Origin of the sequence: Shewanella waksmanii ATCC BAA-643 (genome assembly GCF_000518805.1) — a bacterium.
Classification (GTDB): Bacteria; Pseudomonadota; Gammaproteobacteria; order Enterobacterales; family Shewanellaceae; genus Shewanella; species Shewanella waksmanii.
Genome location: NZ_JAEH01000005.1, coordinates 19,764 through 43,641, shown reverse-complemented (window position 1 = coordinate 43,641; position 23,878 = coordinate 19,764). Strand labels below are relative to the sequence as shown.

Genomic DNA, 23,878 nt, shown 5'->3' with positions numbered 1-23,878 from the left:
CTATTTCTAGTAAAGAATCATTGAGTAAAATTTTTGATTACCCGCTTTACGAATAAAGAATGGTAATTTCGAATAACTCAACACCTGTGAGTGTCCACACAGATTACTTGATAAATTGTTAAAGAGCGTTAGCGCATCTCGGTAAGCCCGAGTGGCTAGGGCTGCGTATTCTACGCTTTCCCTTGTTGGCGTCAAGTAGTTTTTTAAACTTTTTAACGCTGTACTTTTCAGTACCTAACTTAACTTAAATCAAACTTAACTTGGTTTAAGTTATTGGCTTATCTCAGTGAGGTTTGCCGTGTCAGTGGATGCGCATTATAGGGAGTTATTACTTTGGCGCAAGCCCTTTTTTAAGAAAAAACGATCTTTTTTTAACGCTTGTAAATAGCCACAATTTACACACTAATTACCCCCAAAGTTATCCACATTCAAGCGTAAACATGAGTAATTTTTGTCCGCACTTCCTTATTTCTCCTTTGTGTAGATCTTGCCGCAAACAAAAAAGCCACCTTAATTAAGGTGGCTTTTGACAATGTGCGACAAACTTAGGTCAGCTTGCCATGACACTGCTTATACTTTTTACCTGAACCACAAGGGCAAGGATCATTACGACCTACTTTCTCGCCTTCGCGAACCTGAGGTTGCTTACTGGCTAATGCCTCTGCCTCTTCAGCACCAACAAGTGCTTCAGCTTGTGCATGTTGGTAGTCGCGACGAATCTTGGCTTCTTCTTGGCGACGACGCTCTTCCATCTCTTCTACATCAGACTGTGCCTGAACCTGAACTTTTGATAGCACACTAATCACATCATGCTTTAGTGACTCAAGCATTTGTTGGAACAACTCAAAAGATTCACGCTTATATTCTTGCTTAGGATTTTTCTGGGCATAACCACGTAAGTGAATACCTTGACGGAGGTGATCCATTGCAGCTAGATGCTCCTTCCACAAACCATCAAGCGTTTGCAACATGACAGCCTTTTCAAACTGGCGCAGTACACCTTCACCAACCATCTCTTCTTTGGCTTTATATGCTTGTACCCATGTATCAACGATACGTTCACGCAATGTTTCTTTGTGAAGGTCATCTTCTTTGTCTAGCCATTCTTGCACTGGCATTTTCAAACCATACTCTTGCTCTAGACGTTTTTCTAAACCAGGCACATCCCATAGCTCTTCCACTGATTGTGGTGGAATGTATTGGCTAATCAGATCATCAACAACATCGGCTTGGATGTTCTCAATAGTATCTTTGATGTCTTCAGCATCCATAAGCTCATTACGTTGAGCGTATACCACTTGACGCTGATCGTTAGCAACATCATCGAACTCAAGCAGTTGCTTACGAATATCAAAGTTACGTGCTTCTACTTTGCGCTGCGCATTTTCAATTGCACGTGATACCCAAGGGTGCTCAATCGCTTCACCTTTCTCCATACCCAGCTTCTTCATCATTGACGAAACTCGGTCTGAAGCAAAGATACGCATTAAGCTATCTTCCATCGATAAATAAAAGCGCGATGAACCAGCATCACCTTGACGGCCAGAACGACCACGGAGCTGATTATCGATACGACGTGATTCGTGACGCTCGGTACCTAGAATATGTAAACCGCCAGCCTCCACGACTTCATCGTGACGAACCTGCCAATCGGCTTTGATTTTAGCCTTCTGCTCATCAGTTGGATTAGCAAGTGAAGTGATCTCCATTTGCCAGTTACCACCTAATACGATATCGGTACCACGACCAGCCATGTTGGTTGCAATAGTAACAGCACCGCTGCGGCCCGCTTGAGCCACAATATCCGCTTCACGTTCATGGAACTTAGCATTGAGTACTTCGTGAGGGATTTTAGCTTTTTTAAGTAAGCTATGTAATAACTCAGACTGCTCGATAGATACGGTACCAACCAATACTGGCTGACCACGTTCACGGCAGCCTAAAATGTCTTTGATGATCGCGTCGTACTTTTCTTCAGCCGTTAGATATACCAAGTCAGCGTTATCTTTACGTACCATTGGACGGTTAGTAGGGATCACTACCGTACCTAAGCCATAGATATGCTGGAACTCAAATGCTTCAGTATCTGCGGTACCGGTCATACCGGCTAGTTTTTCGTACTGACGGAAAAAGTTCTGGAATGTAATCGATGCTAGAGTTTGGTTTTCATTTTGAATATGAACACCTTCTTTAGCTTCTACCGCTTGATGCAAACCTTCAGACCAGCGACGACCCGGCATAGTTCGGCCTGTGTGCTCATCAACAATAATCACTTCATTGTCTTGTACAATGTAGTCGACATCTTTTTCAAATAGTGTGTGCGCTCGTAGCGCAGCATTGACATGATGCAATAATGAAATGTTAGCCGCAGAATACAACGAGTCACCTTCAGCTAGCATTCCGCGTTCAGTCAACAGGACTTCAACCTTCTCCTGACCGCGTTCAGTCATATGCACTTGTTTGGCTTTCTCATCAATTGAGTAATCGCCATCACCAATCTCTTCTTCAGTATCTTCTTTCTCTTGACGAACTAAGTGAGGGATCAATGTATTGATTTTAGTGTATAGCTCAGAGCTATCTTCAGCAGCACCAGAGATGATCAACGGGGTACGCGCTTCATCAATCAAAATTGAATCCACTTCATCAATCAAAGCATAGTGCAATGGACGTTGCACACGCTCTTGTGGCGAAAACGCCATATTGTCACGCAGGTAATCGAAACCAAATTCGTTGTTGGTACCGTAGGTGATATCTGAGTTATAAGCAGCTTTCTTTTCAGCTTGACCTAAACCAGCTACGTTAATACCAACAGATAATCCAAGGAATTCAAAAAGAGGACGGTTATTTTCAGCATCACGACCAGCAAGGTAGTCGTTCACCGTAATAACGTGGACACCTTTTCCAGTTAAACCATTAAGGTATGCAGGGAGTGTTGCGGTTAAGGTTTTACCTTCACCGGTTCTCATCTCAGCAATGCGATTACTGTCGAGAACCATGCCGCCTATCATCTGGACATCAAAGTGACGCATATCAAATACACGCTTTGACGCTTCACGTACGGTGGCAAAAGCTTCAGCCATAATCGAATCTAAAGTTTCGCCTTTTTCAAGACGCTCTCTAAACTCAACCGTTTTCGCTTTTAAATCATCATCGGATAATTTTTCATACTCAGCTTCTAGTGCATTTATCTTATTAACCACTTTGCCTAAGGATTTAAGCGTACGGTCATTACGACTACCAAATATTTTTGTCAGTATTTTACCAAACATCTGAACCACTTTTTATGTTGTTGGCCAAGTCCCTGCTAGAGTCTGAAAGCCTAATTTCAATTAACCTGCCTTGCGGTAGATATATTTTTTTGGGTCAATCTGTTGCCCACCCCGTAACACTTCATAATGCACATGAGGCCCAGTTGAACGACCGGTACTCCCCATTTTAGCAATAGTGTCACCTTTTCCTACAACATCACCTACGGCTACTGACAATGATTTATTGTGACCATAACGAGTTCGCAGACCATTACCATGGTCAATCTCTATTAACTCGCCGTATCCAAACATTTTTCCAGACCAGGTAACAACGCCACCTGCTGTAGCGATAACATTTGTTCCCTCTTTACCGGCAAAGTCGATACCTTTGTGCATCGTTCTTTGACCATTAAAAGGGTCATTACGTAAACCGTAGTGTGATGATAACCAACCTTTCTCTATGGGTCGTCCAGAGATATAGCGTTCATTATCTATATGGAGATTAGTCGTGACGGTTTCAAGTAGTGAAAGTTGCGCATTGCCATTTTCTATACGAGAAACGAGCTTATCCATGTCTTGAATAAGCTGATCAAGCTCGATGCGGCTGCCCAGTTCACTGAACCCACCAACACCAACCTCGGAGGAAAAATCGAATTGATCGTCTAAATTTGCATTTTTGGCTACTTGCTCGCCCAATGCTTCAAGACGAGTTAACTTAGCCTGCATTTTAGCGACATGGGTCACCAACATCGCCAATTGAGACTCGGTCGCATCTTTGAGTTCAATTAACTCATGCTTCTGTTCTTCATTGGTCACACGTTGATTATCAACACTTTGCTGTTGCTGTTGAAACTGCTCAGCATTGTATTGATATAAACCTGTACCTGCGGCAATAAGCAACGCGGGTAAAAGTAGCCAGCGCTTTCCCGGTTGCCAACGTGTGGCACCATTCCGACCTTGAATAAAAACTGTTACACTCATAGCCTCATTAAGCCATTTTATTATCTTATGAAAAAGCCCCCGAAAGACCTTAGTCAACTGCTTCAACAGCAAGGCCAATTGCCCTCAATTGCTGAGAAAGCGGAATTATTACTGCAGCTAAACCATTATGTAAAGCAAACAGTAACAGGTCCTGTGACAGAGCAACTTAAAGTTGCCAATCTTCGTCAGGGTGTATTAGTAATTGAAACCACTACCGCAGCATGGGCTGCCCGGATTAATTTCCAAAAAGCCAAATTGCTGCAACAACTACAAGCCGAAACGCTACCCATGCTCACCGCAATCGAGGTTAAAGTCAACCCAGGTTTAAAAATGTATGAAACAAATGTGAAACCGGCCCATAACCAAATTACAGAGACTGCCGCCGGTCATATTGAAGCGTTAGCCGAACATACAGAGGGGACTTTAGCGATAAAACTAAAACGGCTGGCTGCATTAGCCAGCCGTTCAAGGCAAACAAAAGAGTAACTTAGGCGAGCACTGCTCCTGCCGGCACTGAGAAGCTGACTGGTACTTCGTCTTCTTTCTCAAAGCTGACTAACTCCCAAGCTTCTTGGTTAGCAAGTAAAGCGCGAACCAATTGGTTATTCAATGCATGACCAGTCTTAAACGCAGCAAATTCGCCAACGATAGCATGACCAGCAACATACAAATCACCAAATGCATCTAGTATTTTGTGCTTAACAAACTCATCCTCATAACGCAGGCCATCGGGGTTGAGGACGCGGTATTCATCAAGTACAACAGCATTTTCCATGCTGCCACCTAGTGCGAGGTTATTCGCTCTTAAATATTCAATATCACGCATAAAACCAAAAGTACGGGCGCGACTAATATCACGAACAAACGCCGAAGTTGAAAAATCCATCACCATGTGCTGTTGGCTTCTGGCAATTTCAGGGTGATTAAACTCAATAGCAAAATCAACTTTAAAACCTTGGAAAGGTCTTAATTCTGCCCATTTATCACCATCTTCAACACGGATTGTTTGCTTAATCTTTAGGTACTTTTTAGCCGCTGTTTGGTCTTGGATACCCACTGACTGCAATAAGAAAACCCATGGGCTGGCACTGCCATCCATAATTGGGATTTCTGCAGCATCGACTTCGATAATGGCATTGTCTATGCCTAATCCGGCAAGCGCGGCAAATAAGTGCTCAATCGTAGAGATACGCACGCCTTCATCGTTAACCAACGCCGTACACATTGTGGTTTCACGGACTAAATCTGCCTTAGCTTCGATTTCGACAGCTGGCGTTAAGTCAGTGCGCACAAGTACGATCCCTGTATTAACTGGCGCGGGTTTGATACTCAAAGTCACCTTATCGCCGGAGTGTAATCCAACACCGGTGGTTTTTACCATTTCTTTAACAGTTCTTTGAAAAATCATTAAGTTACCCGTTATATCTATACAAAAAAGCGCATACTTTACGGCCTAATATAGGCGCATAAAGGCGTGGCTGGTCGGATATGCTACCATATCTTTGCAAATTCACCAAAATTTAGCTACCCAGTGACGTCTATCGTCAGCAGGCTGTTAACACCCTGTGTTAACTTCACTTTGATGCATTTAGTCAGCTTGCTTGCGCAAAAATGCTGGAATATCTAAATAATCTAGCTCGTTTTTCGCTGCTGGTGTTGCTGCAGGTGTTGCTGCTTGAGCAGCCTGTTGCGCCACTGGTACCACATTGCCATTCGCTAACGGCTGTGGGATAACCTCTTCAGTTACTGGCTCAACACGCACTTCTGGTGTCACTGTTGGCTCTGGACGAGCAACAGGCTTAGACACTAACTGAATGTCAGGCTTCTTCTCCGCGCCGATACCGGTTGCAACGACAGTCACACGCAGCTCATCAGACATTTCAGGATCAATCACCGCACCCACAACCACTGTTGCGTTATCAGATGCATAAGCTTTAACGTGATTACCCACTGTCTCGAACTCTTCAATGCTCATGTCCATGCCAGCGGTAATGTTGACCAATACGCCACGGGCACCAGCAAGATCAATATCTTCAAGTAATGGACTGGCTACTGCAGCTTCTGCGGCTTCTTCAGCACGATCTTCACCACTTGCCACTCCGGTTCCCATCATGGCATTACCCATTTCAGACATAACCGTTTTCACATCGGCGAAATCGACGTTAATCAAACCTGGACGAGTAATCAGTTCAGCAATACCTTGAACCGCACCTAGCAATACATTGTTTGCCGCTGCGAATGCATCCAGTAACGACGTACCGCGGCCCAATACTTTGAGTAGCTTTTCGTTAGGAATAGTAATTAGCGAATCAACATGCTTAGCCAACAGCTCAATGCCTTGGTCAGCAAATGTCATGCGCTTTTTGCCTTCAAAAGGAAACGGCTTAGTTACTACAGCAACGGTTAAAATGCCTTCTTCACGCGCGATTTCTGCTACAACTGGCGCCGCACCGGTACCAGTACCGCCGCCCATACCTGCAGCAATAAAGATCATATCTGAGCCTTTAATTGCGCTACGGATATTCTCTTTATCTTCTTCAGCAGCCAAACGACCAATTTCAGGGTTAGCGCCTGCGCCAAGCCCTTTAGTCACATCTCGACCTAGCTGAATTGTTGTGCCTGCAGCTGATTTGCGCAAAGCTTGCGCATCAGTGTTGGTTGCAACGAACTCAACACCTTCAATATTGTGTTTGACCATATGCTCTACAGCATTGCCACCACCACCACCGACGCCGATGACTTTAATCACCGCCTCGTCAGTATGACTGTCCATGATCTCAAACATGGTAATTTCTCCGTTTTGCCTGCGTTATTTTAAAACTCACCTTTAAACCAGCTTTGAACCCGATTCCAAAGACTGGTAACCCCTTGACGCTCAGGTCGTTCGAACTGTCGTTCGATAACCCGGCGAGCGCCATAATGCAGCAACCCAACACCTGTGGAGTAAATGGGCTGCTGAACATATTCATATAAACCTTTTACTGGCAGTGGCTCAGCCACTCGTACCGGCATGCCAAATGTAGCTTCAGCAATATCCACGGCACCTTCAATCGATGCCGTACCGCCGGTTAATACAATACCTGCGGCAACTTGATCTTCTAAGCCACACTCTTGCAGCTCTTTTAATACCAACTCGAACAACTCTTGATATCGAGGTTCGACGACTTCGGCGAGAGTATGTCTCGACATCGTACGCGATGGTCTACCACCAACAGATGGCACTTCGATGCTATCTTCGCGACTCACCATGGCGCTGCGCGCGCTGGCATATTGCACTTTAATCTGTTCCGCATGGGATAACGGTGTACGGAATATTTTTGCGATGTCACTGGTAACCTGATTACCGGCTACAGGAACAACCGCACAATGACGTAATGCACCATTGGTGTAGATAGTGATATCAGTAGTTCCACCACCCATATCCACTAAGCAAACACCTAAATCTTTTTCATCATCGGTTAACACCGAATCTGCAGATGCGATAGCGGAAAATACTAGGTCATCCACTTTCAACCCGCAGCGTTCTACACTTTTAGTAATGTTCTTGGCCATATCATTAGCACAAGTAACGATATGCACCTTCGCCTCCATCCGTATGCCTGACATGCCGATAGGGCTCTTAATACCATCTTGCACATCAATCGCATATTCTTGCGGTAATACATGCAAAATACGGCGCTCTGTGGGTATCTTTACCGACCGCGCAGTATGAATGACATTATCGACATCCTCTTGGGTCACTTCTTCATCGTTAATTGACACCATGCCGTTTTCGTTTTGGCATTCGATGTGTTTACCGGAAATCCCCAAATACACCGACGACACTTGGCAGTCAGCCATCAATTCAGCCTGGTCCAGTGCGCGCTGCACACTACGAACAATTGAATCAAGATCGTTAACGCCGCCTTTGTCCATACCTCGTGAAGGATGGTTACCTAGGCCGACTATGCTGATCTCTCCATCTGGCAGCACTTCGCCAATGATCACAGCCACTTTAGATGTTCCAATGTCTAATCCAACGATCAGATTTCTATCTTGATTCTTGGTCATTAATTAACGGCTCTCTTTTTGTGCTTCATCCCAGCCTACGGCCAAGCCAGTGTCATAACGAAGATCCACTCTCGCTATCGGTTTATTTTGCTGCGCTAGCGTCGGATACACGTTAATAAATCGCTGTATCCTCGCCATTTTATCTTCTCGGCCTAACTCTAGTGTGACACCCGAGTCCAGCGTTGCCTGCCAAGCATGCCTAGGGCTCAAACCCAAACTCACCATGGTAAAACCATTGATGGACAACAGCTCACTCACCTGATCATAAGCGGTCAGCACCGCTTGCGACTGATCTTCAGGTCCAGCTAAATCAGGTAGTAGACCCACACCATCTTTAGCAGGTGCGTCAAACACCTGCCCGTGAACATTTAACCAAGCGTCACCATTCCAGTGCGCTGCCGCTTGTTGTTCTACCAAGTAAATCTTTAACTTGGCTGGCCACTCTCGTCTTACTGAGGCTTGGTATACCCAAGGTAGCGCCTCTAGCGCATCTTGAACCTGATTTACGTCAGCGGAAAAAAAACTACGCTGCATTAAATCCTGCAATGCCGTCTGAATCTCGGTATCGCTTGTAAACTGTCGCTCACCTTGTATCGCTACAGCTTCAATGGGTAAGGCATCCGCATCGTTCAGTAAGATATTGAGTTTCCATGCACTCATGGCCAACCCCATCAACACCAGAAATAGAAAGATAAGCCCAAAGCACAGATACCAATCAACCTGTGTCAGCTTACTGCGCCATCTATCTCCAACGTCACTCCAAGACACGTTAATTTGCCTTACCTTTTTAGTATATTTTTCAACCACTAAATTCTGATTCAATCATCAGAAAATCGCTCATTATAGCGAGCATTGCCTAAGGGTCAAAACCTAGCCAATCACCCGCTTGCCAATGGTCTAAAAAACAACCTATTTGGCGATTAAAATCCCAATTTTGTCTGTGCTAATCGCTTACTGATAGTACCAATATTGCCGGCGCCCTGAGTGATAAGCAGGTCACCGTCTTGTAAAACATCCGCCAGAACTGAATCGAGCTGCTCAGCATCAGAGACAAAAATGGGTTCTAGCTGACCTCTTTGCCTGATAGAGCGACATAATGCTCGGCTATCGGCACCAGGAACCGGCGCTTCACCAGCCGCATACACATCCAGTAACAGCAAACAATCAACTTGGCTCAGCACTTCGACAAAATCTTCATAAAGATCGCGCGTCCGACTATAGCGATGCGGCTGATAGATCATAACCAAGCGATTATCGGGCCAACCCGCTTTAGCCGCCTTAATGGTCGCCGCCACTTCACTTGGGTGGTGGCCATAGTCATCAACCAGCATGACCTCGCCTTGCGAAGTTTGGTAAGTACCTAGCTGCTCAAATCGGCGACCAATTCCTTGAAACTCAGCCAGCGCTTTTACAATGGCATCATCTTGAATGTCATCTTCGGTAGCGACTGCTATCGCTGCCAGCGCATTCAACACATTATGTTGACCCGGCAAGTTCACCTCGAGATGTAAATCTTGCATATTTTCTCGGCGCACGGTAAATCGACTCGCATATCCTTGCTGAACAAAATTCAACGCCTGCACATCTGCATCGTCACTGAAACCATAAGTGACAATTTTACGGCCGATATGTGGCAATAATTCGCGCACCACAGGATCATCAATACACGCCACTGCCACACCATAAAATGGCAAGTTATGCAGAAAATCGACGAAAGTTGATTTCAATTTCTCGAAATCCCCTTCGTAAGTGTCCATATGGTCAGCTTCAATATTGGTGATAACACTCACCATAGGTTGAAGGTGCAAAAAGCTGGCATCACTCTCATCGGCTTCGGCAATCAAATAACGGCTACGGCCTAAACGGGCATTGGTACCGGCACTATTTAACAACCCACCGATCACAAACGTCGGATCACGTTCAGCTTGGCCATACACACTCGCAATCAAACTTGTCGTTGTTGTCTTACCGTGAGTGCCTGCAACGGCAACCCCATGACGATAACGCATCAATTCAGCCAGCATCTCTGCCCGGCGTACAATTGGGATTCTCGCTTCTTTGGCGGCCACGATTTCCGGGTTATCGGCATCAATAGCCGTAGAAACCACGACCACATCAACACCATCAACTTGCTCGGCCTTATGACCGATATGAACCGTAACCCCAATACTTGCTAAGCGCTGAGTCACCGCATTTTCGGCAATATCTGACCCACTTAACTTGTAACCTTCATTGACTAATACTTCGGCAATACCACCCATACCCGCCCCACCGATACCGATGAAGTAGATATGTTTTACCCGGCGCATTTCCGGGATAATTGTACGTAGCTGAGCATACTTTTCAGCGTGTTGACTCATGTTAACTCTTCTCACTTAATTCGATGCATACATCCGCAACTTGCTGGGTTGCGTCGACGATAGCCACACTCTTTGCGCGCTCGCCCATCGATAACATAGCTTGGCGGTCCGATGCCAAAATCTGTAATTTGTTCACTAGCTTGTCTCTATCGACAACTGGCTGCGGTAGCAAAAATGCCCCACCGGCTTCAACGAGCACTTGTGCATTTTGGGTTTGATGATCATCCACAGCATGTGGATAAGGCACCAGCAAACTTGGCAAACCTACCGCCGCTAACTCAGATACGGTCAAAGCGCCCGCTCGGCATAACACCACGTCCGCCCACTGATAAGCAGCTTGCATGTCATCGATAAACTCAGCCACTTTGACGCTGCCGTTTTGCCCTAATTGCTGATACTCAGCCTCAACATCTGCAAGATTACCCTTACCCACCTGATGCCAAACGGTCATCGAATTGCTCTTACTCACTTCAGCCAGTACTGCCGGCATCAGATCATTAAACACTTTTGCCCCAAGGCTACCACCAACAACCAAGACTTTAAGTGCATCGTCTTCATCAGTGTGACGTGTCTTCTGACCTAAGCTGATAAGCTCTTGCCTGATAGGGTTGCCTACGACTTTAGCCTCGACCTGATCAAAGGTATTTTCAAAAGCGCAAAGTACCCGGCTTGCGATTTTTGACAAGATTTTGTTAGTCATCCCTGGTATGGCATTTTGTTCATGCAGTACCAATGGAATGCCGCTCAATCTTGCTGCCACGCCACCCGGACCACTGGCAAAACCGCCCATGCCTAGTACGACATCAGGTTTAAACTCTTGTATCACTTCTCGCGCCTGCGCTATTGAGCGCATAATCTTAAACGGGGCCGCCAATTTGCGGATCACCCCATTACCTCTCACCCCTTTGATGTCGATAAAGTCGATATCAAATCCATGTTGGGGTACCAAACGAGCTTCCATGCGTTCAGCAGTGCCTAACCATCGCACCTGCCAACCTTGCTGGCTTAGGTATTTAGCCACCGCTAACGCCGGGAACACATGTCCTCCCGTACCGCCTGCCATGACTAAAATCCGCTTACTCGTTGTCATTAACTCTTTTTCCTTTGTACTGCTTGAGTCACACTTAATCGGCGCTCATAATCGATTCGTATCAACAACATTGCCGCTGCAGTCATCACCCACAAACTACTGCCACCATAACTAATAAATGGTAAGGTTAACCCTTTGGTCGGCAGCACACCTATGCTGGCACCCACATTCACCACGGTTTGAAAACAGATCCAAATACCAATGCCATAAGCTAAATACCCTTCGAACGGCTTATCTAAATTCAAACACGAATTACCCAGCTTAATCGCGCGTAATACGATAAACATCAGCACTGCTAATACCGCCACAATGCCTACAAAACCTAACTCTTCACCAATGACCGCAAAAATAAAATCGGTGTGCGCCTCAGGTAAATACTCCAATTTCTGGATACTGTTACCTAAACCTTGTCCAAACCAATCACCTCGGCCATAGGCCATGAGCGACTGGGTCAACTGATAGCCAGTACCGAATGGATCTCGCCAAGGGTCCAAGAAGGATGTAACCCGGGCCATACGATATTCGGCGGTCATAACTAACGCCACAAACGCGCCAATACCAGTCAGTATCAACGCGAAAAAATCTAACAGTCTGGCACCGGCCAAAAACAATAAGCCAACAGTGCCAACAAACAGCACCACGACCGTACCCAAATCCGGTTGCATCAAGATCAGAAAGGCATAGACCGCGAAGACGGCAATCGGTTTATAAAAACCCTTAGCGTTTTCCCTAATTTCTTGATGACGTCGAACCAGATAGCCAGCCATATAAATGGCAAAAGCAAACTTAGCTAACTCAGCCACTTGTATTCTTATCGGTCCCACGCTTAGCCAGCGCGTTGACCCATTAACTGATGTTCCGACCAATAGCACCAACACCAACATAATGCCGACAATCAGCAGCAAAATAGGACTAAACTGCTGCCAGCGGTGCATTTCGATTCGTAACATCACTGCCGCTATCAGCACACAACCAATTAAATAAGCCACATGCCGCCAAACAAAATGGTATGGATTACCGGTCAAACTCTGTGCTTCTGGCATAGAGGCTGACATCACCATCACAAACCCGAAGCAAATAAGCCCCATCACTGCAAACAATAACGCGCGGTCATATAACTGAATGCCTGGCGCTTCATTGTCACTGAAAATATTTAACCAAGACCAATTAAAGCCGCTGGTAAACAGACTCAGCTGTTTTTGCTCGCTACTCATGCGCCAACGAGCCTGCTGCTAACTCGGCCACAGATTGTCTAAAATCATCCCCTCTGGCCATAAAGTTGCTGTACATGTCTAAGCTGGAACATGCTGGCGACAACAACACTAAGTCACCCGGCTTGGCCAATTGCGCCGCTTGGCTCACAGCTTGGGCCATTGTATCGACAGCAATACTCTCAGGCGTCAACGCCGCAATTGCCGGTCCATCCTTACCAAGGGTGATTAGATGTGCCACCCGTTGTAACGGCCTTGCTAGCGGTGAAAAATCAGCGCCTTTACCCTCACCACCGGCAATCAAGATAATCTCACCTTGATGGGCCGCTAACCCCTCTATTGCTGCCACCGTAGCGCCAACATTGGTGGCTTTAGAGTCATTAACAAATGACACGCCATCCACAACAGCGACCAACTCACATCGATGGCTTAAGCCTTTAAACTGTTTAGCAACACTGACCATCGCCTCTTTATCGATACCCGCGGCAAATGCCAGCGCCATCGCGGCAAGTAGATTGGCATGATTATGCCGACCCACTAAGCTCAACTCGTCAATCGCAATAATGCGTTGCTGACCATGCATCAATGCTGCTTCACTTATTCCCCAATCATCACCGCTGGGCGACTGCAAACCAAAACTGGTTTGGTTCATTGGCTCATTAGGTAGTGTTAGCTCATCATCACGATTAAAAATGGCCAACTTACTTTGCTCATACAAAGACAACTTAGCTTGACGATAAGCAGCCAAATCGGCATAGCGATCCATATGATCTTCGCTAATATTGAGACAAGTGGCGGCGATGCAATTTAGGCTATGGGTTGTCTCCAATTGAAAACTCGACAGCTCAACAATATATAAATCCGCATTTGAAGCTAACAAGTCCAACACGGGCACGCCGATGTTGCCGCCCATGGCATAATTGATACCTTGAGCAGCAGCCATTTCAGCCACTAAGGTAGTGACTGTCGATTTACCATTAGACCCTGTAATACCCATCACTTTGGCCGGGCCCTCACTGAGCGCACGAGCAAAAAGCTCGACATCCCCAATGACATCAATTTCCATATCGATTGCGGCTTGAATTTCCGGCGTATCAACCGCAATGCCTGGGCTAACAATAATCTGCTGAGCTTGTACTAAATAGCGACAATCAAAGCCACCCGTGATGAGTTTTACAGTGGGGTATTGTGCCGCTAGCTCATCAACGCCTGGTGGCTGGGCACGGCTGTCCATGACCAAGGGCGTGATCCCTTTGGCCGACAAATAACGCACGACTGAGAGCCCGGTTGCTCCAAGTCCTAATACAATGTGCGAATGCCGTGTTTCCATGAACAGTTACCTTAACTTGAGCGTGGCTAAGCCAAGCAATACTAAGAACAAGGATATAATCCAAAAGCGCACAATCACGCGCGGCTCGGGCCAGCCCTTCAGCTCATAATGATGATGGATTGGCGCCATACGGAAAATTCGTTGGCCACGCAGCTTATATGAGCCCACTTGCAGAATTACCGAAACCGTCTCCATTACAAACACACCGCCCATAATGACCAGCAAGATCTCCTGTCTAACTAATACCGCCATAGCCCCTAAAGCCGCACCCAAAGATAACGACCCGACGTCACCCATAAAGACTTGCGCTGGATAGGTGTTAAACCATAAAAATCCAAGACCAGCACCCACAATAGCGGTACAGACAATAACTAGTTCACCTGAACCCGGCAGATAAGGGATATGCAGATAGTTTGAAAACTGCGCATGGCCAGAAAGATAAGCAATTAAGGCAAACGCTGCCGCCACCATGACCGTTGGCATGACAGCAAGGCCATCTAAGCCATCAGTTAAGTTAACCGCGTTACTTGAGCCAACAATCGTGAAATAGGCCAGCACGATATAAAATGCCCCAAGCTGCGGCATCACATCTTTAAGAAATGGTACAACTAATTGTGTCTCGCCCGCATGCTCTGCTGAAGCATATAGATAGAAGGCAATTGCCAGCGCCGCCAGCGATTGCAAAATGTATTTCCAACGCGCGATCAGGCCTTTAGTGTCTTTGCGAACCACTTTACGGTAGTCATCAATAAAACCAATCAGGCCAAATGCAGCGAGAACAAATAACATTACCCACACATACCGACTGCCAAGGTCTCCCCAAAGCAACACGCTGATAAAGATACCCGCTAAAATCAATAAACCGCCCATCGTAGGCGTACCGCGCTTACTAAAATGCGACTCAGGGCCATCGTTACGAACAACTTGGCCAATTTGCAACAACTGCAGGCGTTCAATCATCTTAGGTCCCCACCACAAACTAAACATAAGTGCGGTAAGCAAACCTAAAATGGCTCTAAATGTTAAATACGAAAAGACGTTAAACCCGGAATAAAACTGGGTTAGGTATTCCGCCAGGTAAACCAGCATTACAACAACTCCCTGCGCTCAAAAGCGTTAACTAAAGCTTCAACTACTCGCTCCATTTTGGCGCCTCGTGAACCTTTGACTAAAATGGTTACCTTTCCAGATAACGCATTAATATAATTGATTAACTCGGCTATTAGCTGGCTAAAATCACTGTGATGAATGCCACCAAAGGCCTCAGCACTGTGGCGACTTAAGTCACCTAAACAAAACAACATATCGATGCCTTTTGTTTTCGCAAGCTCGCCAAGCTGACCGTGCAAAAGGGCGGCATTGTCTCCTAATTCACCGAGATCGCCCAGCACTAAACAGCGATTTGCTTCAATTTCTTGAAGCCAGTCAATCGCAGCCCCTACTGAAGCTGGGTTAGCGTTGTAGCTATCATCTATAATTGTTAGTCTTCCCAACACCTTAGGTGTCATACGACCTTTTACCGGTTGCAATAACGTCAACCCGGTTAATATTTGTTCTACTGGCAATCCCAACGCTAAACAGATCGCTGTCGCCGCTAAAGCGTTGTTCACCTGATGCTTGCCAGATAACGGTAACGCCACACTGTAGTGCTGATTTAGATAACTCAGCGTAAAACGGTAGCGACCTTGCTCATCAGCCTGTAAGTCTGTCGCAATAAGATCGGCACTGTTGCCAACCGAATAACTTAATTGCTTATAGTCAGCTGCCGCCGCTCGCATTACTGCAGCATAATGATCGTCTGCATTGATAATGGCGGTACCATCAGCTTGCAAATGATTAAAGATCTCTGATTTCGCCTGCGCAACACCATCTAAGGAGCCAAAACCTTCTAGGTGCGCTGACGCCACGTTGTTTACTAAGGCTACATCAGGTTTCACCAACGATGAGGTGTAATCGATCTCGCCGATATGGTTTGCGCCTAACTCAAACACACCAATCTCATGCTGTGGCTGTAAACGCAGCAATGTGAGTGGCACGCCTATCTCATTGTTAAAGTTACCCGCGGTATAAAGCACCTTGTGTTGTTGCGACAAGATGGTAGCGACCATCTCTTTAACACTGGTTTTACCGTTTGAGCCGGTCAACGCCACACCCGTGGGCGCGATACGGGCTTTGACTAGTGAGCCGATTTCGCCCATCGCTTTTTGGGTGTCTACGACTAATAACTGCGGAATATCCAGTGGCAAAGGCTTACTAACTAATAGTGCTGCAGCACCATTTTTAAGCGCAACGTCAGCAAAGTCATGACCATCAAAACGCTCGCCAATTAAGGCGACAAACAAGGTACTATGCTCAATAACACGGCTATCACTAGATAAGTTATCTATGGTGACATCGTCACCATAGAGCTGCGCACTTAGTCGGGCAGTGAGCTCCGACAATGTCATCGGGATCATGAATCAGCCTCCGCTAGTAATGCAGCAAGGGCACGCTCGTCATAGTGACGTTTAACTCCCGCAACTTCTTGATATGTTTCATGGCCTTTACCGGCCAATAGAATGATGTCACCCGCTTTAGCTTGAGCAACCGCTAGCTTGATTGCTTGTTCGCGATCAACTTCGGTGATGACATGCTGTGGATGGGCTAGGCCGGCGACGATATCTTCGATGATCTGTTCCGGTGCTTCGCTGCGAGCGTTGTCACTGGTGACCACCACTTTATCAGCATGCGACTCAGCCGCTTGTGCCATCAGTGGTCGTTTACCTTTGTCTCGATCGCCACCACAACCAAACACACACCATAATTGTCCATCGCAATGACCGCGTAAAGCCTGCAAGGCATGGGCAATAGCATCTGGCGTATGGGCGTAGTCAACCACTAAGGTCACACCGTTTGCACAGGTAAATCGTTCCATGCGTCCCGCTACCGGTGCTAGACCACTCACCGCGGCGATGATATCCGCCATGGAATAACCACAAAAATACAGTGCGGTGATAGCGGCTAATAAATTGCTGAGATTAAAGTCGCCTAACAATGGTGAATTAAGAGCGGCGCGGCCATCGGGCCAAATAATCTCGGCACTCACGCCACGGCCATGGGGTTTAACGTTATCGGCATAAATAGTTGCGCGCTCATCAGCGCGAATCGAAAATCCATGCAAACGATTAAGCGCGGCATCAAACCAACTTGAGCCGGTCGCATCATCTAAATTAACCGCACCATATTGCAGCGAATTAAATTGAAACAAGCCCTGCTTAGCATCGGCATAGCTTTGCATGCTGCCGTGAAAATCTAAATGATCGCGGCTTAAGTTGGTAAATAACGCCACATCAAACGGAACCGCAGCAATACGCCCCTGAACTAAGCCATGACTGGAAACTTCCATTGCACACAGATCAGCATGTTGATTATCAAAAGACTGCAGTTGCTGCATCACCGTAATGGCATCAGCAGTAGTGTTGCCACTATCCACCAACTCTCCCCATAGGCCATTACCGAGTGTCCCCATCACCGCAGGTTTAGCATTCATAGCCAGTGACAGCTGAGCGATAATTTGGGTCACAGATGTTTTGCCATTGGTGCCCGTTACGCCAATCACTTTTAAACGTTGGCTCGATAAAGGGTATGCTTGAGCAGCCAAGGCTGAAAGCTGACGGTTTAACTGGAAAAAATGCACTCGTAAGCCATCTTCCACACTCACCTTGCCATGCTCATCTGGGCTATCGGTATGCTGTAATACCGCAATGGCCCCCTTAGCAAAGGCAGCCTCAATGTAATCACGGCCATCAACCTGATAGCCAGGCACAGCCACAAAAAGATCGCCGCTATTAATCGCACGGCTATCAATACTAATATGCTTAATGGTTTCTCGGCCGGCATAATGAAACCAAGGGGCCAACAGATCGCTCAATAACATTATTCGCTGCTCCTTGTGGTGGCGGCCAAGCGCACTTTCTCGGTTGAGGATATCGGTTCAACATTCAGCATTTGCAGTGCACCGGACATCACGGTAGCAAATACCGGTGCAGCAACATCACCGCCATAATAGCGGTCACCTTTAGGCTCATTGACCACAACAGCAATCGCTAACTGTGGGTTATGGACTGGGGCAACCCCAGCAAACAAGGCGACATAATCTTCACCATAACCACCGGCAACCGCTTTACGCGAAGTTCCCGTTTTACCTGCCACGGGGTAACCTGGGATATGCGCTTTACGCGCTGTTCCGCCCTTTTCGGTTACACCCACCAGCATTTTCATTACGTTGCGTGCCACTTCAGGAGAAATAACTTGCTCGCCTTGAGGCTGTTGCTTAAGTTTTAAAATTGAAACCGGATACAGCACGCCTTCACTGCCCAAAGTGGCGTACATTCTGGCGAGCTGCAGCGTGGTCGCTGTTAGACCATAACCAAAAGAGAGAGTGGCTCTCTCGAACTCAGACCAACGGTTGCGACCAGAAACAATACCGGCACTCTCGCCGGTTAATTCAATGCCTGAATAGTTACCTAAGCCCATTGATGCATAGGTACCGAGCAGCTGCTGTACTGGCATCGACAAGGCTAATTTACTGATGCCAACGTTACTGGACTTAACCAATATTTTGCTAAGCGACATGTCACCATAATTACGTGAATCACGGACTTGACGACCACCAATACGCATCCAACCGGGCGATGTTGCAATAAATTCATCCGCTTGTACGGTTCCCGCCTCTAATGCTGCCGCCACCACAAACGGTTTAATGGTTGAGCCGGGCTCAAACGTATCTGTGATTGCGCGGTTGCGCATACGGTAACTTTGTAAGTTCTCGCGAGAATTAGGGTTATAGGATGGGGTGTTGGCCATCGCGAGCACTTCGCCAGTGTGCACATCAATCACGACTATTGAGGCCGACGTTGCTTGGTTGATCTGGGTGGTTTTAAGCAGCTCGCGATAAGCTAACTGTTGAATGCGCTGGTCAATACTCAGCACTAGATCATTTGGGCTTTCACCCTCTTGCACCATATCTAAACGTTCAACCACGTGGCCATCGCGAGATTTACGCACCTTTTGCTTGCTCGCTGTGCCAGTGAGCCAGCTATTGTAAGTATTCTCTATCCCTTCAATGCCTTTATCGTCAATATTGGTAATGCCAACAAGCTGAGCTGAAATTTCACTGGTTGGATAATATCGACGCGACTCATCCTTTAAATAAATGCCCGGTAAACGCAATTGCTTGATATAATCTGCCACCGACGGTGTGACCTGACGCTTAAGGTAGGTAAAGCGACGATTAGGGTTTGACTGCACCCGATTAAGGATTTTATCTTTAGGTTCATGCAATACATCGGCTAAGGCCTGCCAGCGACGCATATCTTTAAAGCCATCGTCCCGATAAACCACTTTAGGATCGGCATATACCGCTTTAACTGGCACACTCACGGCCAGCATCTCACCATTACGATCTGTGATAAGCCCACGCTGAACTTCACGGCTTGTGGTACGCAAAGTTCGCATATCACTTTCGTGACGTAGCTTTTCAGGTTCAACTATTTGAATGTAAGCAGCTCGGCAAACTAAGCCAGTAAACAGCGCACACACAAAGGCCACCACGACGTATAAACGCCATTGGATCAATTGTGGTTTCTGCTTACGCTTCGCCTGCTTATTCATTGTATTCTTACCACCACTTCTTCGCTTGGAAGCGGTCGACTCATTTGTAATTCTTTAGTCGCTATTCGAGTAATGCGACTATGTTCAGACTGCGACTGCTCCTCTAGGAGCAAGTTGCGCCACTCTATATCTAATTTATCTCGCTGCTGCTGCAGCTGTTCCGATTGACTGGTATAACTGCGGGCAACATGGCTGGTATACACCACCCCAATACCATTAAGCATCACCACCCATGCCAACAATAAAACCCATTTGTGATGCCACAAGTCGAGTAGCACTATGCGAGTAAGATTTAGTTTCGTGGTACTCATGCTACCCTCCTTTGTATGCGGTCAACCCAAAATCATTAGCAACCAATTAGTTAGCTAGTCGCTCTGCCACTCGCAGTACTGAACTACGCGAACGTGGGTTTTGTTCAATTTCTGCAGCAGACGGTTTCGTCGCTTTGCCAATCCCTTTTAATAAACGGGTCTTATTCAATTCTGCTTCAGTGATCGGTAGTCCATGGGGCACACTTTCACCTTGGCTATGACGACGGATAAAGCGCTTCACCATTCTGTCTTCTAACGAGTGGAAGCTAATCACCGATAAACGACCTTCAGGTGCTAGTGCAGTTAACGCCCCTTCAAGTGCCGAATCAATTTGTTCAAGCTCGCTATTGATATAAATGCGAATAGCCTGGAATACGCGCGTTGCCGGGTGCTTGTTGCGCTCTTTGCTCTTGGTAATTCGAGCAATCAGATCAGCCAGCTCTTTAGTACGTAAAAATGGGGTTTTGTCTCTATCTGCCGCGATACAGCGGGCAATATGACGCGCATTTTTTTCCTCACCATAGGTCTTAAACACCCACGCCATATCCTCAATCTCGGCTCTCGCTAGCCACTGCGCCGCTGTCTCACCTTGAGAGTTATCCATGCGCATATCTAACGGGCCATCGCGTAAGAAACTAAAGCCACGTTCAGCATCATCTAGCTGCGGTGAGGACACGCCAAAATCAAATAGGATGCCGTCAATCTTGCCACTGAGCTGCAGATCGGCAACATACTCAGCCAGTTGCCCAAAGCCACCATGTACAATCGAAAAGCGCGGATCATCACTGAACTGTTCGGCAGCTTTAATCGCCTGAGGGTCGCGATCGATCGCAATCAGACGACCTTGGTCACCTAAACGCTGTAAAATTTGTCGAGAATGTCCGCCACGCCCGAACGTGCCATCAATATAGATGCCATCTGGGCGAATATTGAGGCCATCAACCGTTTCGATTAACAGCACTGATAAATGTTCAAATGATTGCGTCATTACTCTCTTCTATTAATTTGATTTGGCGATTTCATCTCTACAATGAGAAATCAGCCAATCGCTCACTTTGAGCGAATGCATCACTTTGAATCGTTTCACGGCTAGCCGCTATCTGCTGCTGCCACGCAGCCTCATCCCACAATTCAAACTTATTTAACTGACCGACCAGCACGGCATGCTTATCTAAATTGGCGTACTGCCTCAGTGGTGTAGGTAATAACAGGCGGCCATTCTTATCCAATTCACATTCATGGGCATAACCTAGTAGTAGCCTTTTCATTGCACGCTCGGACGGCTGGGTATCTGAAAGCCGCAGTAACTTAGCTTCAACATCACGCCACGAAGCTAACGGATAAAGCAATAAACAATCGGCTTGAAAATCTACGGTGATGACTAATTGGCTGTTAAAATCGGCGTGCAACGGCTCCCGGTATCGCTTAGGAATAGCGATCCGTCCTTTTGTATCAAGGTTTAAAGCACTTGCCCCACGAAACACGTTAGCCCACCCAATTTTTTATCGTAAGATCCACAAATATCCACAATTACCCACTATTGCTAAGTTTAGAGACAGAAGACAACCCTTGTCAAGGAATCAAATTAATTGGAAACCAGTATCCAAGCGGGTTGGAAGCCAATTGGATAAAGTGGGACAAATCCCCAAAAAGTGGGATCTAGGTGGATCTTTGGCCCTAAAAAGCTGAAAAAACAGACAGTAGAAGGGCTTATCGTGGGTACCTAGTCAATATGAGTGGCAATAAATAGCAAGTTAAGCCACCACAAAGTCATCAAACTGGCAACATTAAAATACGTTAACGCTTGAGTAAATTATTCGCCTAGGTACTCTTAACCCAATCAAACATTCTATTAACATGGCAAACTTTTACATGGGGCAAGGTACACTCACCGCAAAATTGCGCCGTTCACACCGGCTGTTAGCCATGCTTATTGGCGTGCAATTGCTGATTTGGATGATATCGGGTTGCTACATGGTATTGATGAACATCGACTTCATCCGTGGTAACCAACTAGTTGAGCAACCAACAAGGTCACTGGCTGTTCAAAATATTAACCTCAACCCTATGCAGATTGCACTGCGCTACCCACAAAGTGAAAATATTACGCTTTATATGACGGCATTGGGCCCAAGGTACAAACTCCAACAAGCTGAGACCTTGCTCGCTATATCAGCGCAGGATGGCAGCCTCTTACCAGCTTTGACACAGCAGCAAGCAGAGACCATTGCTAAGGATGCTTATCAAGGTCAGCATCCTTGGCGCAGCAGTATCCTATTTCAGCAGCAAGCGCCTACTGAGCTATCGCCACGCTGGCTACCCGCCTGGCAAATTAATTTTGGCTCCGATAGTTTATACGTTAGCGCGACCACCGCAGAGGTCGTCACCAAGCGCCACGACTATTGGCGACTGTTTGACGTGATGTGGATGCTACATATCATGGACTACCAAGAACGTGAAAATATCCATAACTGGCTCCTCACCTTAGCCTCTTCATTGGCGTTATTGATGGCGCTCAGTGGTTTGTGGCTGATCTATGTACGCTTTGTCCCGCGAAAGGAGCAGCAAAAGGGGCAGCAAATATGAAGCTATTTAGATGGAAAGCGCTACACAGTTACTTAGCACTGCTTGTTGGCTTACAGTTTTTGCTTTGGGTAGCCTCTGGGCTAGCCCTTAACTTAATTGACAGTCAGTATTTCGATGCCAATAAAATGCGCTCAAACGAGCCACAAGCCACACAACAAATCCACACATTGGCACCACTGTCTGATATCGCTAAGCTGGGCATCGGCGCTATCACACAAATAAAATTAACCCACATACTGGGCCGCCCAACCTACCAAGTTGAAACGGATGCCACATCAATGACACTGTGGGCCGATAGTCTTGTTAAGGTCACGCTCACCGATAAACAGCTCTATCAAATCGCTAATGCCAGCTATAACGGCGCAGCCCTTAATCACGGATTAAAACTGGCAAATCATTTGGCTAGCCGCTATCGCACTAGCGCGCCGGTATATCGATTAACGACATTAGACCCTTTGGGCACCGAGATTATCATCGATGGCGGCACCGGCCAGGTACTCGCCCATGAAAATCAGCAAAGCCATATCAAACAATGGTTATTAATGGTGCACTTTATGGACTACTTTGCCGACAACGGCTTGAGCTTTAACCACGTAATTATTCAAGCTTTTGCGATTATGGCACTCGGGCTAGGATTGAGCGGCACGATGACGCTATTCGGTCAACTCAGTCGGCCCAACGGTACACCGGCACCCCAACAGACCTTTACTCTATATGATCACCAAGATAAGCAGTTAGCAACTCTTGCGGCGGTGCCGGGCAGCATACTCGATAACATCAATCAGTCATCGCAGCGTTTACAGACCCATTGCGGTGGCGGTGGCAGTTGTGGCATGTGCCGGGTGAGAATTCATCACAATCCACCCGCAGCCAATGAGTTTGACATCAACAAGCTCAGCGCCAATCAAATACAGCAAGGCATGAGACTGGCATGCCAACACCCTAACCTTTGCAGCGATATTTCATTTACCTTAGCGGCACAATCACGTTATACAAAATCAGCATAAAGTTTGACTAAATATTAACCACTTAGTGCCGATATAGTAAGTAAGGACAAGC

General features: G+C 46.6%; 20 protein-coding genes. 3 read left to right on the top strand and 17 right to left on the bottom strand.

Annotated elements, in window-relative coordinates:
* Positions 1-545: 545 nt before the first annotated feature.
* Both secA and L865_RS0102935 read right to left on the bottom strand, forming a co-directional pair.
* On the bottom strand, positions 546-3,269 hold the full coding sequence (secA, locus tag L865_RS0102940; protein WP_028771860.1) for a preprotein translocase subunit SecA: 2,724 nt from the start codon (positions 3,267-3,269) through the stop codon (positions 546-548).
* Between the two features lie 60 nt (positions 3,270-3,329).
* Positions 3,330-4,229, bottom strand: coding sequence for a M23 family metallopeptidase (locus tag L865_RS0102935; protein ID WP_028771859.1), 900 nt, complete (start codon positions 4,227-4,229; stop codon positions 3,330-3,332).
* Between the two features lie 27 nt (positions 4,230-4,256).
* Here L865_RS0102935 and L865_RS0102930 point away from each other — a divergent pair, with 27 nt between their 5' ends.
* Complete coding sequence (locus tag L865_RS0102930; protein WP_028771858.1) at positions 4,257-4,715, top strand: DUF721 domain-containing protein; 459 nt, start codon at positions 4,257-4,259, stop codon at positions 4,713-4,715.
* Position 4,716: 1 nt separating this feature from the next.
* Here the strand turns inward: L865_RS0102930 and lpxC are convergent, their stop codons facing one another.
* The 15 genes from lpxC to mraZ all read right to left on the bottom strand — a co-directional run bounded on the left by lpxC (position 4,717) and on the right by mraZ (position 21,717).
* Positions 4,717-5,637 (bottom strand): UDP-3-O-acyl-N-acetylglucosamine deacetylase, encoded by a 921-nt coding sequence (gene lpxC / locus L865_RS0102925; RefSeq protein WP_028771857.1) that lies wholly within the window; start codon positions 5,635-5,637, stop codon positions 4,717-4,719.
* 180 nt (positions 5,638-5,817) lie between these two features.
* Entirely contained in the window at positions 5,818-7,014 is a 1,197-nt protein-coding gene (gene ftsZ, locus L865_RS0102920) for a cell division protein FtsZ (protein WP_028771856.1), read from the bottom strand.
* Positions 7,015-7,043: 29 nt separating this feature from the next.
* Positions 7,044-8,279 carry a cell division protein FtsA gene (gene ftsA / locus L865_RS0102915; RefSeq protein WP_028771855.1) on the bottom strand — a complete coding sequence of 412 codons (1,236 nt, stop codon included), beginning with the start codon at positions 8,277-8,279 and terminating at the stop codon, positions 7,044-7,046.
* 3 nt (positions 8,280-8,282) lie between these two features.
* Positions 8,283-9,047, bottom strand: a complete 765-nt coding sequence (locus tag L865_RS22995; protein ID WP_157577409.1) for a cell division protein FtsQ/DivIB — start codon at positions 9,045-9,047, stop codon at positions 8,283-8,285.
* Between the two features lie 152 nt (positions 9,048-9,199).
* Positions 9,200-10,639: a UDP-N-acetylmuramate--L-alanine ligase gene (murC, locus tag L865_RS0102905; protein WP_028771854.1), complete on the bottom strand. Its 1,440-nt coding sequence runs from the start codon at positions 10,637-10,639 to the stop codon at positions 9,200-9,202.
* A 1-nt stretch (position 10,640) separates the two neighbouring features.
* Positions 10,641-11,729, bottom strand: coding sequence for an undecaprenyldiphospho-muramoylpentapeptide beta-N-acetylglucosaminyltransferase (gene murG, locus L865_RS0102900; protein ID WP_028771853.1), 1,089 nt, complete (start codon positions 11,727-11,729; stop codon positions 10,641-10,643).
* A complete protein-coding gene (ftsW, locus tag L865_RS0102895; RefSeq protein WP_028771852.1) occupies positions 11,729-12,943 on the bottom strand; it encodes a cell division protein FtsW in 1,215 nt (404 codons plus the stop codon). Before ftsW ends, murG begins: the two co-directional genes overlap by 1 nt.
* A complete protein-coding gene (gene murD, locus L865_RS0102890; RefSeq protein ID WP_028771851.1) occupies positions 12,936-14,270 on the bottom strand; it encodes a UDP-N-acetylmuramoyl-L-alanine--D-glutamate ligase in 1,335 nt (444 codons plus the stop codon). Before murD ends, ftsW begins: the two co-directional genes overlap by 8 nt.
* Positions 14,271-14,276: 6 nt before the next feature.
* Positions 14,277-15,359, bottom strand: coding sequence for a phospho-N-acetylmuramoyl-pentapeptide-transferase (mraY, locus tag L865_RS0102885; protein WP_028771850.1), 1,083 nt, complete (start codon positions 15,357-15,359; stop codon positions 14,277-14,279).
* On the bottom strand, positions 15,359-16,726 hold the full coding sequence (locus tag L865_RS0102880) for a UDP-N-acetylmuramoyl-tripeptide--D-alanyl-D-alanine ligase (RefSeq protein ID WP_028771849.1): 1,368 nt from the start codon (positions 16,724-16,726) through the stop codon (positions 15,359-15,361). The genes mraY and L865_RS0102880 overlap by 1 nt, the downstream gene beginning before the upstream one ends.
* Positions 16,723-18,189 (bottom strand): UDP-N-acetylmuramoyl-L-alanyl-D-glutamate--2,6-diaminopimelate ligase, encoded by a 1,467-nt coding sequence (murE, locus tag L865_RS0102875; protein ID WP_028771848.1) that lies wholly within the window; start codon positions 18,187-18,189, stop codon positions 16,723-16,725. The genes L865_RS0102880 and murE overlap by 4 nt, the downstream gene beginning before the upstream one ends.
* The gene (locus tag L865_RS0102870) at positions 18,186-19,922 is read right to left on the bottom strand and encodes a peptidoglycan D,D-transpeptidase FtsI family protein (RefSeq protein ID WP_028771847.1); all 1,737 of its coding nucleotides are present in this window, start codon (positions 19,920-19,922) and stop codon (positions 18,186-18,188) included. The genes murE and L865_RS0102870 overlap by 4 nt, the downstream gene beginning before the upstream one ends.
* Positions 19,919-20,233 (bottom strand): cell division protein FtsL, encoded by a 315-nt coding sequence (gene ftsL, locus L865_RS0102865; RefSeq protein ID WP_028771846.1) that lies wholly within the window; start codon positions 20,231-20,233, stop codon positions 19,919-19,921. Before ftsL ends, L865_RS0102870 begins: the two co-directional genes overlap by 4 nt.
* Before the next feature lie 46 nt (positions 20,234-20,279).
* Positions 20,280-21,221: a 16S rRNA (cytosine(1402)-N(4))-methyltransferase RsmH gene (gene rsmH / locus L865_RS0102860; RefSeq protein ID WP_028771845.1), complete on the bottom strand. Its 942-nt coding sequence runs from the start codon at positions 21,219-21,221 to the stop codon at positions 20,280-20,282.
* A 37-nt stretch (positions 21,222-21,258) separates the two neighbouring features.
* Positions 21,259-21,717, bottom strand: coding sequence for a division/cell wall cluster transcriptional repressor MraZ (gene mraZ / locus L865_RS0102855; RefSeq protein WP_028771844.1), 459 nt, complete (start codon positions 21,715-21,717; stop codon positions 21,259-21,261).
* A 373-nt stretch (positions 21,718-22,090) separates the two neighbouring features.
* On the opposite strand from mraZ, the gene L865_RS0102850 reads away from it, so the two are divergent.
* Together L865_RS0102850 and L865_RS22990 are read left to right on the top strand one after the other, a co-directional pair.
* Complete coding sequence (locus L865_RS0102850; protein ID WP_084632455.1) at positions 22,091-22,819, top strand: PepSY domain-containing protein; 729 nt, start codon at positions 22,091-22,093, stop codon at positions 22,817-22,819.
* The gene (locus L865_RS22990) at positions 22,816-23,826 is read left to right on the top strand and encodes a 2Fe-2S iron-sulfur cluster-binding protein (RefSeq protein WP_051484413.1); all 1,011 of its coding nucleotides are present in this window, start codon (positions 22,816-22,818) and stop codon (positions 23,824-23,826) included. Before L865_RS0102850 ends, L865_RS22990 begins: the two co-directional genes overlap by 4 nt.
* Positions 23,827-23,878: the final 52 nt, after the last annotated feature.

Excerpts from the sequence above, each read along its gene's own strand:
- secA (WP_028771860.1), bottom strand. The coding sequence starts at position 3,269 with ATGTTTGGTAAAATACTGACAAAAATATTTGGTAGTCGTAATGACCGT.
- L865_RS0102935 (WP_028771859.1), bottom strand. The coding sequence starts at position 4,229 with ATGAGTGTAACAGTTTTTATTCAAGGTCGGAATGGTGCCACACGTTGG.
- L865_RS0102930 (WP_028771858.1), top strand. The coding sequence starts at position 4,257 with ATGAAAAAGCCCCCGAAAGACCTTAGTCAACTGCTTCAACAGCAAGGC.
- lpxC (WP_028771857.1), bottom strand. The coding sequence starts at position 5,637 with ATGATTTTTCAAAGAACTGTTAAAGAAATGGTAAAAACCACCGGTGTT.
- ftsZ (WP_028771856.1), bottom strand. The coding sequence starts at position 7,014 with ATGTTTGAGATCATGGACAGTCATACTGACGAGGCGGTGATTAAAGTC.
- ftsA (WP_028771855.1), bottom strand. The coding sequence starts at position 8,279 with ATGACCAAGAATCAAGATAGAAATCTGATCGTTGGATTAGACATTGGA.
- murC (WP_028771854.1), bottom strand. The coding sequence starts at position 10,639 with ATGAGTCAACACGCTGAAAAGTATGCTCAGCTACGTACAATTATCCCG.
- murG (WP_028771853.1), bottom strand. The coding sequence starts at position 11,729 with ATGACAACGAGTAAGCGGATTTTAGTCATGGCAGGCGGTACGGGAGGA.
- ftsW (WP_028771852.1), bottom strand. The coding sequence starts at position 12,943 with ATGAGTAGCGAGCAAAAACAGCTGAGTCTGTTTACCAGCGGCTTTAAT.
- murD (WP_028771851.1), bottom strand. The coding sequence starts at position 14,270 with ATGGAAACACGGCATTCGCACATTGTATTAGGACTTGGAGCAACCGGG.
- mraY (WP_028771850.1), bottom strand. The coding sequence starts at position 15,359 with ATGCTGGTTTACCTGGCGGAATACCTAACCCAGTTTTATTCCGGGTTT.
- L865_RS0102880 (WP_028771849.1), bottom strand. The coding sequence starts at position 16,726 with ATGATCCCGATGACATTGTCGGAGCTCACTGCCCGACTAAGTGCGCAG.
- L865_RS0102870 (WP_028771847.1), bottom strand. The coding sequence starts at position 19,922 with ATGAATAAGCAGGCGAAGCGTAAGCAGAAACCACAATTGATCCAATGG.
- ftsL (WP_028771846.1), bottom strand. The coding sequence starts at position 20,233 with ATGAGTACCACGAAACTAAATCTTACTCGCATAGTGCTACTCGACTTG.
- rsmH (WP_028771845.1), bottom strand. The coding sequence starts at position 21,221 with ATGACGCAATCATTTGAACATTTATCAGTGCTGTTAATCGAAACGGTT.
- L865_RS0102850 (WP_084632455.1), top strand. The coding sequence starts at position 22,091 with ATGGCAAACTTTTACATGGGGCAAGGTACACTCACCGCAAAATTGCGC.
- L865_RS22990 (WP_051484413.1), top strand. The coding sequence starts at position 22,816 with ATGAAGCTATTTAGATGGAAAGCGCTACACAGTTACTTAGCACTGCTT.